This window comes from Desulfurellaceae bacterium (assembly GCA_021296095.1).
GTDB lineage: Bacteria > Desulfobacterota > Binatia > Bin18 > Bin18 > JAAXHF01.
This window is the reverse complement of record JAGWBB010000002.1, coordinates 51,593-66,799: the sequence shown is the minus strand read 5'-3', so window position 1 is coordinate 66,799 and position 15,207 is coordinate 51,593. Positions and strand designations below refer to the sequence as shown.

15 protein-coding genes are annotated in these 15,207 nt (G+C 62.7%); 8 read left to right on the top strand and 7 right to left on the bottom strand.

The features are described 5' to 3' along the window. Nucleotides 1-47: 47 nt before the first annotated feature. Complete coding sequence (locus J4F42_00810; GenBank protein ID MCE2484022.1) at nt 48-863, bottom strand: methyltransferase domain-containing protein; 816 nt, start codon at nt 861-863, stop codon at nt 48-50. A 33-nt stretch (nt 864-896) separates the two neighbouring features. Further along, the gene (locus J4F42_00805; GenBank protein ID MCE2484021.1) at nt 897-1,322 is read right to left on the bottom strand and encodes an EVE domain-containing protein; all 426 of its coding nucleotides are present in this window, start codon (nt 1,320-1,322) and stop codon (nt 897-899) included. 343 nt (nt 1,323-1,665) lie between these two features. On the opposite strand from J4F42_00805, the gene J4F42_00800 reads away from it, so the two are divergent. From J4F42_00800 to J4F42_00770, 7 genes are all read left to right on the top strand, one after another. Continuing rightward, the gene (locus tag J4F42_00800) at nt 1,666-3,417 is read left to right on the top strand and encodes a CocE/NonD family hydrolase (protein ID MCE2484020.1); all 1,752 of its coding nucleotides are present in this window, start codon (nt 1,666-1,668) and stop codon (nt 3,415-3,417) included. 14 nt (nt 3,418-3,431) lie between these two features. Continuing rightward, the gene (locus tag J4F42_00795) at nt 3,432-4,178 is read left to right on the top strand and encodes a ubiquinone/menaquinone biosynthesis methyltransferase (GenBank protein ID MCE2484019.1); all 747 of its coding nucleotides are present in this window, start codon (nt 3,432-3,434) and stop codon (nt 4,176-4,178) included. A gap of 502 nt (nt 4,179-4,680) precedes the next feature. After that, complete coding sequence (locus tag J4F42_00790; protein MCE2484018.1) at nt 4,681-6,183, top strand: alginate export family protein; 1,503 nt, start codon at nt 4,681-4,683, stop codon at nt 6,181-6,183. A 350-nt stretch (nt 6,184-6,533) separates the two neighbouring features. Continuing rightward, nucleotides 6,534-7,898 (top strand): ABC transporter substrate-binding protein, encoded by a 1,365-nt coding sequence (locus tag J4F42_00785; GenBank protein MCE2484017.1) that lies wholly within the window; start codon nt 6,534-6,536, stop codon nt 7,896-7,898. Nucleotides 7,899-7,919: 21 nt separating this feature from the next. Next, nucleotides 7,920-8,363 carry a cyanase gene (gene cynS, locus J4F42_00780; GenBank protein MCE2484016.1) on the top strand — a complete coding sequence of 148 codons (444 nt, stop codon included), beginning with the start codon at nt 7,920-7,922 and terminating at the stop codon, nt 8,361-8,363. 124 nt (nt 8,364-8,487) lie between these two features. Next, nucleotides 8,488-9,363 carry an ABC transporter permease subunit gene (locus J4F42_00775; GenBank protein MCE2484015.1) on the top strand — a complete coding sequence of 292 codons (876 nt, stop codon included), beginning with the start codon at nt 8,488-8,490 and terminating at the stop codon, nt 9,361-9,363. An 89-nt stretch (nt 9,364-9,452) separates the two neighbouring features. Then, the gene (locus J4F42_00770; protein MCE2484014.1) at nt 9,453-10,250 is read left to right on the top strand and encodes an ABC transporter ATP-binding protein; all 798 of its coding nucleotides are present in this window, start codon (nt 9,453-9,455) and stop codon (nt 10,248-10,250) included. A 63-nt stretch (nt 10,251-10,313) separates the two neighbouring features. On the opposite strand, the gene J4F42_00765 is transcribed toward J4F42_00770, so the two are convergent. From J4F42_00765 to J4F42_00745, 5 genes are read right to left on the bottom strand one after another with little or no spacing between them, the layout of a single operon-like run. Next, nucleotides 10,314-10,994 (bottom strand): hypothetical protein, encoded by a 681-nt coding sequence (locus J4F42_00765; GenBank protein ID MCE2484013.1) that lies wholly within the window; start codon nt 10,992-10,994, stop codon nt 10,314-10,316. A gap of 2 nt (nt 10,995-10,996) precedes the next feature. Next, nucleotides 10,997-11,542, bottom strand: a complete 546-nt coding sequence (locus J4F42_00760) for a hypothetical protein (protein MCE2484012.1) — start codon at nt 11,540-11,542, stop codon at nt 10,997-10,999. 20 nt (nt 11,543-11,562) lie between these two features. Further along, complete coding sequence (locus J4F42_00755) at nt 11,563-12,519, bottom strand: urease accessory protein UreD (GenBank protein MCE2484011.1); 957 nt, start codon at nt 12,517-12,519, stop codon at nt 11,563-11,565. Further along, nucleotides 12,489-13,100: an urease accessory protein UreG gene (gene ureG / locus J4F42_00750; GenBank protein ID MCE2484010.1), complete on the bottom strand. Its 612-nt coding sequence runs from the start codon at nt 13,098-13,100 to the stop codon at nt 12,489-12,491. Before ureG ends, J4F42_00755 begins: the two co-directional genes overlap by 31 nt. Further along, nucleotides 13,100-13,501: an urease subunit beta gene (locus J4F42_00745; protein MCE2484009.1), complete on the bottom strand. Its 402-nt coding sequence runs from the start codon at nt 13,499-13,501 to the stop codon at nt 13,100-13,102. The genes ureG and J4F42_00745 overlap by 1 nt, the downstream gene beginning before the upstream one ends. A gap of 352 nt (nt 13,502-13,853) precedes the next feature. Between J4F42_00745 and J4F42_00740 the strand changes: the two genes are divergently transcribed. Further along, nucleotides 13,854-15,182 carry a hypothetical protein gene (locus J4F42_00740; protein MCE2484008.1) on the top strand — a complete coding sequence of 443 codons (1,329 nt, stop codon included), beginning with the start codon at nt 13,854-13,856 and terminating at the stop codon, nt 15,180-15,182. Nucleotides 15,183-15,207 lie beyond the last annotated feature (25 nt).

Genomic DNA, 15,207 nt, shown 5'->3' with positions numbered 1-15,207 from the left:
GGGTCAAGCCAAGCGATAGGGATGCCGAATTCCTCGGGCCAAGCAGCTCACACGTGCGCCTTGGTGGCCCTGCCATAGATCACGTTCGTCGTAATCGACTCCACGCCATGCGCTCGAATGAATGCGAAATTATGCGCTCGGACCCGCGCTGCGGACGCGGGTCCCATCGTTTCTACCGCAGCACGCAGTCCTGAGCCGAGCACGACGCTCCACCAGGACTCGGGGCTCGCCAAGGCTTGCTGCCCCTCCTCGGCCATAACCTCGATTGCTGCGGCCCCACTCTCCGCAAGAAGCTTTTCCACCGCGTGAACTTCCGTGAGACGGTCCCACGGTCGGAAATCCGATACCAGGTCTGGCCGCTCATCTTGAAGGGCTTGATCGAAGGCGGAATACATGGGCTCGAAGAGATTCGGACCCCAGGTGGTGATTGCCAGCCTGCCGCCCGGCCGTACCATGCGCCATAACTCGGCGACGAGCGCTTGCATGTCGGGAACAAAGAAGATGCCGAAAACGCAAACGACCGTATCGAAGCTGGTGTCGGGCAGGCCCAGCCGGGTCATGTCGCCGTTGCGAAATTCGACCTGGTCCAGACCTCGGCCTTTCGCTTTCGTTCGGGCAAGGGCCAAGAGCCGGTCTGCTACATCGACGGCGACGACCTGTCCGGTCGGACCCACCGCCTCTGCCGCTGGCAGGGCGGATGCTCCGGTACCGCAGGCAAGGTCCAGTATCTTGAGCCCGGGACGAGGCTGCAACTGCTCGACTGTCCTCCGACCGTAGCGATCCCAGTAGGCGTTGGCTGGATCGTCGAAGTGGTCAGCGGCGGCGTTGTAGGTCGCCTGGGCCTTTCGTTGCGGCTCTTTCATGTTCTTGACCGGATGGCGTCCCCGCGCTGCGAATCAGGCTTTTCGGGTCGGCTGACCCTGTCCCTTTTTGACGATCAGGTCGAAGTCCTTTTTGCGTACCGGCATCACAGACAGACGGCTCTGTTTGATCAGGCCGATGTCCTGCAAGCGGGCGTCCTGCTTGATCTCACGCAGGCTGACCGGCCGGGCCAGGGCCTGGACCGGTTCCAGATCGACCACCACCCAGCGCTCGTCGTCGGTGGTCGGGTCCTGGTAGGCTTCCCGGGTGACGCGGGCCACCCCGACAACGGCCAACCCCTCGTTGCTGTGGTAGTACAAGACCTGATCGCCGACTTTCATGGCTTGCAGATTGTTGCGGGCCTGATAGTTGCGCACCCCGTCCCAGTAGGTCGAGCCGTCCTGACAGAACTGATCCCAGGAGTATTTGTACGGTTCTGATTTGACTAACCAGTAGTGCATGGCGTCCTCGCAAGACCGCGCTGAGCGCTGCCAGCCTGTCAGTGCGGTCGTGGTCTGTGGCGGGTGTAGCACGCCTGACCGCACCCCAACAAGGCCGGCCGCAGCGGGTAGGGGCGGGTTTCAAACCCGCCCCTACGAGGTTGCCTCCCGGCCTCCTTGTGCCTTCGTGCTTCCCCCTTTGCCAAAGGGGGACTGAGGGGGATTTTTCCCGGCGCAAACGTCAATAGTCAGAGCGGACCGCTGTGGCTGATACGCGGCAATAACTGAGGCACGACTCAATGCGGGTTTGGATTGCCTTTTGCCCGGCGGGCTTCTATAAGAGGCGGTGAAAAAGGAGGGGTGTATGCCACACGGCAGTCGTCCACAATACGCGATCCGAACCGAAAAAAATGTGTGTGTCACCATGCGGGACGGCACCAAGCTGTACGCCGACGTGTACCGGCCCGACGCCGAGGGGCGCTTCCCGGTCATCCTGCTCCGCCTGCCGTACGGCAAGCACATGGCCGAGCTGTTTGGCGACCACGAGTACTTTCCGGCCCGCGGCTATGTGGTGATTGTTCAGGACGGCCGGGGCCGGTTTGAGTCCGAGGGCGAGTACTACGCCCTGATCGACGAGGCCCAGGACGGCTACGATACGGTCGAGTGGGCGGCCAGCCTGCCCTACAGCAACGGTCTGGTCGGCACCCAGGGCCAGTCCTACCTCGGCGCCACCCAGTATCAGCTGGCCCCGACCCGACCACCCCACCTGCGCTGCGCATTTCCGGTCTCGGCTGCGGCCGACGCGCACCAGAGCTGGGTGTACCATACCGGCGGCGCCCTGTCCCTGGGCTGGCAGGTGCCCTACGCCATTTTTCTGGCCCGCAACACGATTGACCGCAAGGGCATCAAAGACGAACTGTGGCCGCGCATCCGGCCCAGTCTGGAGCGCTCGATCAACTTCGCCAATCCCCTGACGCCCGAGGCCTACCGCCGTTTGCCGCTGATGGACTGGGCCGACATCCTGCACGATGTGGCGCCGTATCTGCGCGATTACCTGACCCATCCCGAGGACGGGCCGTACTGGTGGGCGATCAATGTCGAACGCCAGCACCGCAATATCAACATCCCCATGTTCCACGTCAGCTCGTGGTACGATATTTTTCTGCGCGACGCCTTCGTCCATTTCTGCGGCCTCCAGTCCCGGGCCATGACCCCCCAGGCGCGCGGCGGACAAAAGCTGTTGATCGGTCCCTGGGCGCACCTGTTTCCATACACCACGCCGATCAGCGGCGGGACCGGTGACATTGACTTTGGGCCGAACGCCTCGATTGAGCTGCACGATGTCCAGCTGCGCTGGTTCGACTACTGGCTGAAGGGAATCGACACCGGTATTTCCGAGGAAGCCCCGATTCGGCTGTTTGTCATGGGCACCAACCAGTGGCGCGATGAGTACGAGTGGCCGCTGGCCCGAACCCGATACGTACCCTACTACCTGCACAGCGCGGGCCAGGCCAACAGCCTGAACGGCGACGGCGCGCTCAGCCCCGAGCCGCCGGCCGAGGAGGCCGACGATCACTTTCGCTACGACCCGGCCGATCCGGTCCCGACCTGTGGCGGCAATACGCTGGTCATTCCGGTCGGCGTGGCCGACCAGCGCCAGGTCGAAAGCCGCCAGGATGTCCTGGTCTATACCGGCGCGCCGCTCGACGAGCCCCTGGAGGTGACCGGCCCGCTGACAGTCGTGCTGTACGCCGCCTCGTCAGCCCTGGATACCGACTTCACGGCCAAGCTGGTCGATGTCCGGCCCGACGGCTATGCCCAGAACATCGCCGACGGCATCATCCGCGCCCGCTACCGCGAGTCGCGGACGACGCCGACCCTCCTGTCGCCCGGCAAGCCGACTGAACTGCGCATCGACCTGTGGGCCACCAGCCACGTGTTTTTGCCCGGCCATCGGCTGCGGCTTGAGATTGCGTCGAGCAATTTTCCGCGCTTTGACCGCAACCTCAACACCGGCGGTGAGCAGGCCACGGGCACCACGTTTGAGACGGCCGAGCAGACGGTTTTCCATAACCGCGAGTTTCGCTCCCATATTGTCCTGCCGGTCATTCCCTAGGCCGTTCGGCAGCGATGAAAGAGCGATCCGTGTTGCCCGACGCTGCGGACAAGGCGGCCGTCGTGCGCGCCATGTTCGACCGCATCGCGCCGCGCTACGACATGCTGAACCGCCTGATTTCGCTGTGGCTGGACCAGGGCTGGCGGCGGCGCGCGGTGCGGGCGGCCGGGATTGGCGCCGGCGACCGGGTCATTGACCTGGGCTGCGGGACCGGCGACCTGAGTACCCTGGTCGCTCAGACCGGGGCCTGGGTGGTGGGCGTCGACTTTGCCGGACGGATGCTGGCCGGCGCGCGGCGGCGCGGTATTCGGGCCGACTGGGTGCAGGCTGACGCCGGGCGGCTGCCCTTTCCGTCGGCCTGGGCCGACGCGGTAGTGTCCGGCTTTGCGCTGCGCAACTTCGTGTCGATTCCGGCCGTGCTGGCCGAGTCGGCCCGGGTGCTCCAGGCCGGCGGACGGCTGGTCCTGATTGAGGTCGATACACCCACCAACGGCCTCATACGCCGCGCCCATGCGGTGTATTTCAACCGCATCGTGCCCCGGCTTGGCGCTCTGCTATCCGACGCCGCAGCCTATGCCTACCTGCCACGCTCGGTCTCCTACCTGCCCGACAGCCGGGAGTTGCAGCGCCTGATTGAGAGCGCCGGATTCGAGCGGGTCAGCAAACAGCGGCTGTGCGGTGGAGTGGCCCAGATTGTCCGGGCGGTCCGCACCGAGGGCAGCGCCGACCATCGCCCGCAGCACGCTACACAAAAGATGTGAGGGGAACACCATCCCTTGGAGGCAGAGAGCCGGCCAGGAGGGGGGCCGACTCTCTGGAGGGTGCATGTCAGGAGGGCTGTTCTGTCATGCAGTTGGTCCATAGTGAAGGCAGGAAACGTGCCAAATCACGCTGAGCGCTTATCTCCTTGTTTTTCGTGGAGATACGACCACAGTAGACCGGTCTGAACCCGCCTTCTGCCCGTTTTTAGGGCACCCGGTGTGCTGAAAGCGCACGAAACGATCATCTGACGTGCCCACCACGTCTGTTGCTCGCGCAGCAGATTGTTGGTGTTGTGCCTATGCAATCGGCACCGTCCTGTTCCCTGTTCAAACACAGCTGCTTGAAATGAGTCATAAATTCGGTCATTCTGCGCTCCTTTCACCCTCTCGTGCCTTTTGACAGGATTGGTCTCTCTTTTGCTAGCTAACTTACAGGGCAGGGATAGGGAGGAGAACATTCATGCTGATGCGACGACACCTTTGGCTTTCTCATATGACACCTATGAGGGATCGGCCTATTCTCAAACGGCCCGGACGGGCTCTTCTGCTCGCGTTCTGCCTGCCCGCGCTGTGCCTGTTTGCGTTCCTGCCGTCCGGGCTCCGGGCAGACATGGCGCTGCCCCAGATTTCCTCCAAACTGTCGCTCTCGGCCAACCTGCGGGTGCGGGGAGAGTTCTGGGACTGGTTTGAGGGCTCGTCGGGTGACCCTTCCTATGCCTACGCGGCAACCGTAGCCAAGTTTGGGCTGAAGTGGTCGGATGAGCTGTTCGACCTGTACGTGGAGGCCCAGAACTCCTCGCTCATGGGTCTGCCCGACGACGCCAGCGCCCCCGCCCCTCAGGCCGCGTTTGGCCTCGGCACAGTCTATCGTGCCCACAACCGTCGCAATAACGACTCGGGTATTTTTCTCAAACAGGCGCATCTGACGCTGAAAAACCTCGGTATTCCCGGCCTCAGGCTGAAGGGCGGCCGCCACCTGATCGCCGAGGGTGCCGAGGTGTTGAGCCAGGACCCGACTATCGACTGGATCAAGCGCTTTCGCGTCTCGCAGCGCCTGATCGGTCCGTTTGGCTGGTCGCACACCGGTCGCTCATACGACGGATTCACTTTCAGTTATACCAGGGACGCCTATAACCTGACCGTCCACGGCTCTCACCCGACCCAGGGCGGATTCGATCTGGCCGGCATCAAAATGATAGACGATATCGACCTGCTGTACACCGCGTTCAACATAACCCGGCCGTCGTTTGCCGATACCAGCGACGCCCGTCTGTTTTACATCTATTATGCCGATGGACGTGGTCTGCGGCCGACCGATAACAGGCCTGCTGCGGTGCGTGACGCCGACCGCCAGCATATCGCCATCCATACCGGGGGTGGCCATCTGATCCACCTGCTGCCCACTCCCGCCGGCCCCATCGACCTGATGGGCTGGGGCGTCGGACAGGGTGGCGACTGGGGCCGGCAGGACCATGCGGCCTGGGCGCTGGCCTTCGAGGCGGGTTGGCAGCCACAGGGCCTGCCCTGGAAACCCTGGCTGCGGATCGGCTATAACCGCAGCTCGGGTGACGACGATCCCACCGACGGCGACCACGAGACCTTCTTCCAGATCCTGCCCACCGCCCGGGTGTACTCGTTCACCACCTTCTACAACCTGATGAACAACGAGGACGCCTTCTTCCAGCTCATCCTCCGGCCGCTCACCGGGCTGATCTGGCGGACCGATTTTCACAACATTCGGGTCAGCGAGAAAAACGACCTGTGGTACCAGGGCGCCGGGGCAACGCTGGAGGATCGTCAGGCCGGCTTTGGCTATGTCGGTCGGCCGGCGTTCGGCAAACGCGGTCTGTTCCAGATCATCGAAACCACGCTGAGCTACACGGTCAACAAGCACGTCAACGTCAATGTCTTCTTTGCCCACGTGTTCGGCGACAGCATTGTGGACCGGATATTCCCGGGCGACGACGCCAACTTTGGCTATATTGAGATGACGCTGAGGATCTGAGCGGTCTCCAGATGGTCAGTAGAAAAGGGGAGCTTCCGGCTCCCTTTTTTTATGCAAGCGAGGCGTTGTGGCGGTTCGTCTTGAGCAGTCACACGCTGTTTATTGCAAACACTGTTTATTGCAAACACTGCCTATTGAATGAACAGTTTTGTGCTCTTCTGTTGCTCCACAAACACCCCTGTGCCCGGCTCGTTTGATCTGTGTTCGTTTCCCCTGCGGTAAACGCCTTGTTTTTCCGTGTCTTTTGGCTTTCCGCGCTCTGCGCGGTGTCTTGGCACGTGAATTGCTGTTCTTCTCTCCCACGTTCTCTTTCTTAGCGGAACGAATCCTCTTGCTTGGAGGGCATGTGTATGGCCCATAACAGCTTACAAGATCCTTTCGATCCCAATACCTCGCTTGAGCATGCCCACGACCATGGTGGGCAGCCCACGCCGGACAACCAGGCTCTGCCTGACACCTCCGAAAAAATCATTGACCGGGCCGTTGAGAGCACGGTGGTGCGAGCCCTGTTTGGCGGGAATGACATGAAGCGGCGCCGCTTCATGCAGCTGGTTGGGGCGGGCGGGGCGGCGGCGCTCATCGAGACCTTCTTCCCCCTCAAAACCGCAAAAGCCATGGCCCAGGAAAAGGCCGGCGCGATTGAAAAGACAGACCTGACGATCGGCTTTATTCCGATTACCTGCGCCACGCCGATTATCATGGCCGAGCCCATGGGGTTTTACGAAAAACACGGGCTGAACGCCAAGGTTCGTCGCGCCGCCGGCTGGGCAATGGTGCGCGACTGGTCGATTAACAAAGACGTTGACGCGGCCCATATGCTGAGTCCGATGCCCCTGTCGATTACGCTCGGGGCCGGCTCACAGCAGGTGCCCTACTTCATGCCGGCGGTGGAAAACATCAACGGCCAGGCCATTACCCTGCATACCAAGCACAAGGAGGTCAAATCGGCCCAAGACATGAAGGGCTTCCGCTTCTGTGTGCCCTTTCGCTACTCCATGCACAACTACTTGCTGCGCTACTATCTGGCCGAGGGCGGCGTCCACCCGGACAAGGATGTACAGATTCGGGTCGTTCCGCCGCCGGAGATGGTGGCCAACCTCAAAGCCGAAAACGTCGACGGCTATCTCGCCCCCGACCCGTTTAACCAACGGGCGGTGTACGAAAACGCCGGATTCATTTACCTGCTGTCAAAAGAGATCTGGGATCGGCACCCGTGCTGTGCCTTTGCCATTTCTCAAGAGTTTGCGTCAAGCTATCCCAATACGTTCCTGGCCCTGTTCAAGTCTATTGTGGACGCAACCCACTACGCCTCCAAACCGGAGAACCGCAAAGACATCGCCAAAGCCATTGCGCCCAAAAACTACCTCAACCAACCCGTCATCGTGCTTGAGCAAGTCCTGACCGGAAGGTTTGCCGACGGACTCGGCAATATTCGGAATGTGCCGGACCGGATCGACTTCGATCCCTTTCCGTGGCATTCGATGGCGGTTTGGATTCTGACCCAGATGAAGCGCTGGAAGCATGTCGAGAGCGACTTTGATTATCAAAAGGTCGCCGAGGAAGTATATCTGGCCTCGGAGTGCGACAAAATTTCCCGGGAACTTGGCTACGACGATCACGCCCAGACCTATAGTACGCATGTCCTGATGGGAAAGACTTTTGACCCCGGTAAACCTGAGGAATACGTCAAGAGTTTTCCGATCAGCAATCTCTAGTCAGGCAAAGGAGGACACAACATGACACGGCAGGAAGCACTGGACATATTACTGACCGCCAAAAAAGAGAAAGGGCTGTCTTTCGCCGACCTGGCAAAGACCCTGGCCAGAGACAAGGTCTGGGTCGCCGCCGCCCTGATGGGCCAGGCGACGCTGTCGGCAGCCGAAGCGCGGCAGCTGGCCGAGGTCTTGGGCACAAGCCCAGAGGTGACCGCCCCACTCCAGGAGCCCCCCCTTAAAGGGGCTTTGGACACCACGGTCCCGGTCGATCCGCTCATCTATCGGTTTCACGAAATCACCCAGGTCTACGGCACGGCAATGAAGGCCGTGATCCACGAGATGTTCGGGGACGGCATCATGAGCGCCATCGACTTTGAGATCGATATTCAGAAACAGGAAGATCCGAAAGGGGATCGGGTCGTTGTGACCTATAGTGGCAAGTTTCTCCCGTACCGCAAATGGTAAGGCTATGAACACACGTGTTGTAACCCTGCGAGACACCACAACGGCCCTGCTCATGCGGCAGGCGGAGGGTGAGGCAGGCGAAAGGCAGGGTGCTGACGCGCGTGCGCGGCCGCCGGGACAAAAAATGTCTCTTCAAGGCCAGCCCTGGCTCCTGTCGGTCGCGCTGCTGGCCTTTTTTCTGGCGGTTTGGCACGTGGTGACCCTTCAGCCCGCGTTTGACCCGACCGGCCTGACACAAGATCAGCTGATGACCATGGAGTTCAACGGGGATATTATCCGGACCGAGCAGGGAAGCTACCTCTACAATCCCGACAAAATCCGAGGCATCCCGGGCCCTCTCATTCTGGCCAGGAAAACGGTTGAGGAGCTGTCAGAGCCGTTCCACAAGAAGGGCACCAACGATCACGGGGTCGGTCATCTGGTCGTCTATACGGTGACGCGTTTTGCGGCCGGATTTATGTCGGCCTCGCTGATCGCCGTGTGTATCGGGATTCTGATTGGTCTGTCGCGACCGCTGTACCAGGCCCTGAACCCCTTTATTCAAATCTTGAAACCGATTTCTCCCCTGGCCTGGATGCCGCTCTTATTGTACAGCGTGCAAGACCCGACCTGGACCGCTATTCTTGTGGTCTTCATGGCTTCGCTGTGGCCAACCATTGCCAACACGGCATTTGGGGTGAGTTCGATCCGCAAGGAGTACATCCAGGTCGCTCGATTACTGCAGCTGTCTTGGACCCGCCGCCTCGTCATGGTCATCCTGCCTGCGGCAGCACCGACCATTATCGCGGGTTTGCGTATCTCTTTTGGCAGTGCCCTGGTGGCTGTGGTGCCTGCCGAGATGCTGCTGGGCGAACTCGGCATGGGCTATTTGACCTGGATTGAGTGGAACAACCTCAACATTTCCGGCGTGATGTTTGCCATTCTGATTGTCGGCGTGGTGGGGATCGTGCTCGATTCCGGCTTCAATCGGCTTGCCCGGTTGGTGACATATACAGACTAGAGCATTTGCCAATTCCCCAGAGCATTCCAGCACGCTAGCCGGGATGGTAGGGACGGCGCAGGCGTCGTCCCTATTGGAGGGAGGTCAGGATGTCCTTTCTTGAAATCGACCACGTGACCAAGCATTTTCCGCTCCGCGAGGGCGCGGCCGGCAACGGCCACAATGCGGACACCTTCTGTGTCTTTGAGAATGTCTCGCTCCAGATCGAGGAGGGAGAATTTCTTACCCTGGTTGGTCACTCGGGGTGTGGCAAGAGTACGCTGCTCAATATCCTGGCCGGTTTTGAGACGGCCTCCGAAGGCGGCATGATCCTGGACGGCAGGGAGGTTGTCGAGCCGGGCTTGGACCGGATGGTCGTGTTCCAGAGCTTTGCCCTGATGCCCTGGCTGTCCGCGTTTGACAATGTCCGCATTGCGGTCAAAGCGGCCTATCCGGAGTGGGACAGAGGGCAGGTTGATAGCCACACCCAAAAGTATCTCAGCATGATGAGCCTGCTCGGTGCGGCCGACAAGAAACCGACCTTCTTGTCCGGCGGAATGCGGCAGCGGGTCGGGCTGGCGCGGGCGTTTGCCGTTCAGCCGAAAGTGTTGCTGCTGGACGAGCCGTTTGCCCAGATCGACGCCCTCACCCGAGGTGTCATTCAACAAGAGCTGATGAAGATGTGGGAGGCAACCGGCACCACGGTCTTCATGGTGACGCATGACGTGGATGAGGCGATTCTGCTCTCGGACCGCGTTGCCTTGATGAGTACCGGCCCCGCCGCCCGTCTGGCCGAATGCTTAGATGTCAGGATTCCTCGGCCGCGGCGACGGGAGACGATTATCGATCTGCCGGAGTACACCCAGCTGCGCAACGAGGTGTTGCATTTCCTGATGCAGGCCAGCTGAGCCGGTGCAGCGCCTCTCGGCCCACGGGATGTAGCCGGTGTCGGGGCTGCCGGCATGTGGCGCTCAGCTGCTGAACAGCCGCACCGGCAGATAGGCGTGCTGCATGGCCCGGATGTCGGCCAGGGGGGTAAAGCCGCCCAGCTCGTCCAGCTCGCGTTGCCAGACCATATCGACCAGGGACGACAGCTGGGGGCGGAGGTCGCGCAGGATGGCCTGGGCCTGGCGGTGGCCGAGGCTGCCCAGCCGCAGGGCGGCGCTCACAAAGCTGACCATGAAGCTGTGCAGCAGCACAATCCCGCCGGCCCGTTGCGGCACCTGCCAGCCGACACATACCACGGCCAGACACACCGGGCCGTTGGCCTGGCTGCGGCGCCGGTCAATCTCGCTGACAAAGGCCCGGAAGAGGGCGTCGTTTTCCGACGGGCGCAGGCTTTCCAGCATGGCCCGGCCCGAGCGGGCCGAGGCCTGGCGTAACTCCTGGGGCAGGAGCGAGGCGCTCAGCGCGCGGTCCACCTCGTGCAGCCGTTCGAGGTCGGCCGCTTCGGCCGCCCGGTAGGCGTGCAGATAGGCCAGCAGTTCGAGCGGGGCGACTTTGTAGCGGAGATAATCTTCGAGCAGACGCCGCACGTCGGTGTCCGGTGCCAGGCTCACAAAGGTCTCAAGCCCGTGCGACAGGTTGACCATGCCGGACGGAAAAAACGAGTCGGCCAGCTGCAGGGCGGCCAGCAGTGCGCTATCGTCCATGTTCATCCATGTTCATCTGGGCGTTCATGGGTGTGAGTTGGCGAGGCGCCCTGCTGATCGCGCGGCCAGGCACGGCGTTCGTAGCGAATGCGAAAACAGTCCGTCATGCGGTGCGTCCGTAACACCGTCTCCATCACCGCCCGGTCCAGCGACACGGGCACCAGGATGTGCTCTCCGACAAACGCCACCGGCCAGTGCTGATTGCCCAGCACGTGGCCCAGCCGCACCGCGCGCCTGAGCCGTTCGGCCGGGTCGGTCTCGGACGAGGGGGTGAGGACCATGACTTCCTGGAGACTGATGTGGATCAGCACTCCCCCGTCCTGGTCGGCCAGGGCAAACACGTCGCCCTCGCCCAGGCTGGTGCCACGCGGCAGGATCAGACCCAGGACGAGACCGCTGGCGGTCTGGACGCGCAGGCGGCTCTTGTGGGCGTCGCGCTCGTCGAGGCTGACTTCCTCCAGCCGGGCCGATTGTCGCCAGCGCCGGACCTGCTCGGCGACCTCGGGGTCGGTGTGCATATTGCCCAGCCGTTTGCGTATCCGCAGCATGGTTCTCCCTCGTCTGCCGACTATTTTGGAAAATGGGGCGCCGGCACGCCCCGATGACGCAGCCGCAGCAGCTGCCAGGCGCTGAACAGCAGACGCCGGACGGCTTGCACCTCCGAGCCGACGACCTTGACGCTGATGCCGCGCTCTTGCGGCAACAGGCTGACCCCCCAGACCGTTCCCGGCAGGTCGGCCTGGAGTTCGTGAGCCCAGTCGGCCGGAATGTCGGGACCGACCAGGAAAGCCTGGCCCCAGACATGATATCCGCCCAGGACTCCCGGCCCGTCGAGGGGGAGTTGGGCGGGCAGGGCCAGGCCGTGGTCTCGGACGAGAACGCGCCGCTCGGCGTCCACGACGCTCAGGCTGGTGCTGAACGCCTCAAAAGTCGCACCGTCGGCTGCGGCTCGGGACAGGATGACTTCGGTTCCCAGAAAACTCGCCCCGGCCGCCAGCTCGATGCGCAGCGCCTGACCGAAACGCGCCCCGGGAAACAGGATCAGCGGCTCGGGGCAGTACTCGGCGTAGGCCCCGGGGCCGAGGCTGAAGCCGACGCGCTGGAGGGCGCAGTTGGCCGTCATGGTGTGGATCTTCTCGGCCGCCTGGTTGGTGATATGAACCTGGGCGCCGGCGTCCAGACTAAACCGTAGCTCGGCGCGGTCGCCCTGGATCAGTCCGCCGGCCGGAGTTTGGACGTATACCACAGCCATGCCCGGCACGGCCGGGTCGAGATACCACGGCCGGGTGCAGTGAAACGGATGCGAGACAAAGGCGTGGCCCAGTCGGGTCGTATCCGAGCGGACGGCGAAGGCCAGCCGACATACCCCCCGCTTTCCGGTCGATCCGGCCGGGCGCTGGGCGAGCGGCTCGGCCGCGTAGGCGCGGAAGACGGCCGGCCAGGCGTCAGACGCCGCCTGGCGCGAAACCGGCGCGTCGGCCGGGTTCGGCTCGGCTAGCCGAACAGCAGCTCGCGCTGTATCCACGCCCCTACCTCGCCGATGCCCTGGCCGGTTTTGCAGTTGGTGAACACGACCGGGCGCTGGCCGCGTACACGCCGGGCGTCCTCAGCCATGACCTCAAGGCTGGCGCCCACATACGGGGCGAGATCGACTTTATTGATGACCAGCAGGTCGGAGCGGGTGATGCCCGGGCCCTGCTTGCGGGGGATATCGTCGCCGCCGGCCACATCAATCACAAAAATGAACGCATCGGCCAGCTCCGGTGAGTAGGTCGAGGCCAGATTATCCCCGCCGCTCTCCAGCAGGATGAGGTCGAGGTCGGGAAAGCGGACTTCCAGCTGGCGGACAGCCTCCAGGTTCATGGTCGGATCTTCCCGGATCACCGTATGCGGGCACGCCCCGGTCTCCACTCCGACGATCCGTTCCGGGGCCAGGAACCCTCGGCTGCGCAAACGCCGGGCGTCTTCTTCGGTCAGGATATCGTTGGTCACCACCGCGACCCGTTTGCCGCTGTCCTGCAGCCGGGGCACGAGCCGCTCGATCAGCGCCGTCTTGCCCGAGCCGACCGGGCCGCCAATGCCCAGACGGGGCACCTCGACGGGCATCAGGGCGTCTCCTCGGGCTCCACAAAGCCGCGTTCCCGGGCGGTCCGCAGCGCCTGCCGGCGAACCTCGGCGTCCGTCGTACTGCCCTCGGTCAGGCTGTTCAGACCCAGCACGATGCGCTGGCCGCCGAACGGCACGAGGCTGACCTGTTTCTCTGCTCCGGGCTCGAAGCGCACCGCAGTGCCGGCCGGAATGTCCAGATGCAGGCCAAAGGCGGCCGCGCGGTCGAAGCGCAGCGCCCGATTGACCTCAAAGAAATGGTAGTGCGAGCCAACCTGAATGGGCCGGTCGCCGCTATTCAGCACGGTCAGGGAGTGGCTCGGCCGGTCGGCGTTGAGGCTGAGCGTGCCTGTGGCCGGCAGAATCTCGCCGGGGATAGGCGTGGGTGTCTGGGATGCCATGTTTTCCTCTCTTGATTAGGTCGTGCTGTCGAAGTGCGCAAGAAGCTTGCCAGTTTGACGGCCGGTGGGGGAGGGCTTTTTCCCGGCCCAGGAGAAAAGATGCCCACAAAGTAAGCATGTCATGCCCAAAGCCTGGGCAGCCGGCCCGTCGCCGACCCGCCCGCCGGGCCAGGAGCCGTCTGCCCGCCTGGCCCCGTAACCCTACTCACTGCACGTATTTTTGCCATGCGACCTCCTGCCGTCAAGCGTTGCGCGCTCCCCGTCGCCCTGACCTGCCAGGATATGGCCCGCTTTTTGCTCTATTCGACTGGCCTGAAGCGCTTCGTGTCACGATCGGAAAGGGAAGGGATTTATGCAAACACACACATGGAAGACTCTGATTGTCGGAGTCTGTTGCGCCTGTGGCGCGCTGGGTGGGACCCCAGGCCGGGTAGCGGCCGACGAGATTGGTGAGTTGCGCCAGCAGCTGGCCGAGCAGCGTCGGGTCATGGAGTTGATGGAAAAACGGCTGCTTGAGCTTGAGGGCAAAGAGCAGACGCGAAGCGAAAAAGAGATCGAGTACGGCTATAGCCAACCCGAGGCGCTGCGCCGCGACGGCCTGGAGGCCGGCGATGTGTACGACGGCGGCTTCTACGTCCGCAGCAAAGACAACAGCTATTCGCTCAACGTGAACGGCTTCGTCCAGAGCCGCTACACGTTTCTGGCCCCGGAACAGGGCCGCAGCCGCAACAATTTCGACGTGGCCCTGGCCCGTCTGGCCTTTTCGGGCACGGTGTTTGACCCCAAGGTGTCCTACTTCTTCCAGTTTGAAGGGACCACCTTCGGCAACAACAACCGCCAGACCATGCTCGACTGGTGGATGCAGTACAGCTTTTCAGACTCCGCCAAGGTCCAGGCCGGGCGCTTTATCCTGCCCTACAGCAGACAGTTCTACACCCATCCGGGCAATCTGTTGTTCTCCGACCTGTCCGAGGCCGACTATGCCTTCAACCTCCAGCGCGCGGTTGGGGCCAATCTGAGCGGCAGTCTCGGCAAGCTGTCCTACCACGCGGTGGTCACCAACAGCATCCGCGCCCTGGATGCCGGCGGGCAGCAGAACGTGGGCTCTGAGGTCGCCTGGCAGGGCCGCCTGGAGTACGACCTGCTCGAACCCTACGGCTACCTGGAAAGCTCGCCCACGCCGGCCGCCGCCCCGCAGCTGTCGCTGGGCGTGGCCGCCGCCTTCAACCCGGTTGACGACGCCTCCGGCTTCCAGAACGTCAGGCCCGGCGACCGGACGACCAACGTGACCCTTGACGGCGGTTTTCGCTACCTGGGCCTGAGCGTCCAGGCCGCCGGCTACTACCGGCGCAACAACTTCCAGAACGCCGCCCAGATCGGCCGCGAAGTCGGTCACGACTGGGGCTATTACGGCCAGCTCGGCTATTACCTGACCGAGCGCCTGGAACTCGCCGGGCGGGTCTCGGGCGTCGATTTCCACTTCGACAACAATGCCAATCGCTCCAACCCCCGGACCCGGGGCGATGTGCGCGAGTACACGGCCGGCCTCAACTACTACCTGTACGGCCACGCCGTGAAACTTCAGCTGGACTACAGCTTTCTGGACGGCGATCCGTTTGACCCGAGCAGAACCAGCACGGGCGATAATCGGTTTCGGATCCAGACCCAGATTCTCTTTTAGCAACCCACACGTAAGGAGGTCCTGC

Bases quoted from the DNA above. Each gene is read 5' to 3' on its own strand.
- J4F42_00810 (MCE2484022.1), bottom strand. From the start codon at position 863: ATGAAAGAGCCGCAACGAAAGGCCCAGGCGACCTACAACGCCGCCGCT.
- J4F42_00805 (MCE2484021.1), bottom strand. From the start codon at position 1,322: ATGCACTACTGGTTAGTCAAATCAGAACCGTACAAATACTCCTGGGAT.
- J4F42_00800 (MCE2484020.1), top strand. From the start codon at position 1,666: ATGCCACACGGCAGTCGTCCACAATACGCGATCCGAACCGAAAAAAAT.
- J4F42_00795 (MCE2484019.1), top strand. From the start codon at position 3,432: ATGAAAGAGCGATCCGTGTTGCCCGACGCTGCGGACAAGGCGGCCGTC.
- J4F42_00790 (MCE2484018.1), top strand. From the start codon at position 4,681: ATGAGGGATCGGCCTATTCTCAAACGGCCCGGACGGGCTCTTCTGCTC.
- J4F42_00785 (MCE2484017.1), top strand. From the start codon at position 6,534: ATGGCCCATAACAGCTTACAAGATCCTTTCGATCCCAATACCTCGCTT.
- cynS (MCE2484016.1), top strand. From the start codon at position 7,920: ATGACACGGCAGGAAGCACTGGACATATTACTGACCGCCAAAAAAGAG.
- J4F42_00775 (MCE2484015.1), top strand. From the start codon at position 8,488: ATGTCTCTTCAAGGCCAGCCCTGGCTCCTGTCGGTCGCGCTGCTGGCC.
- J4F42_00770 (MCE2484014.1), top strand. From the start codon at position 9,453: ATGTCCTTTCTTGAAATCGACCACGTGACCAAGCATTTTCCGCTCCGC.
- J4F42_00765 (MCE2484013.1), bottom strand. From the start codon at position 10,994: ATGGACGATAGCGCACTGCTGGCCGCCCTGCAGCTGGCCGACTCGTTT.
- J4F42_00760 (MCE2484012.1), bottom strand. From the start codon at position 11,542: ATGCTGCGGATACGCAAACGGCTGGGCAATATGCACACCGACCCCGAG.
- ureG (MCE2484010.1), bottom strand. From the start codon at position 13,100: ATGCCCGTCGAGGTGCCCCGTCTGGGCATTGGCGGCCCGGTCGGCTCG.
- J4F42_00745 (MCE2484009.1), bottom strand. From the start codon at position 13,501: ATGGCATCCCAGACACCCACGCCTATCCCCGGCGAGATTCTGCCGGCC.
- J4F42_00740 (MCE2484008.1), top strand. From the start codon at position 13,854: ATGCAAACACACACATGGAAGACTCTGATTGTCGGAGTCTGTTGCGCC.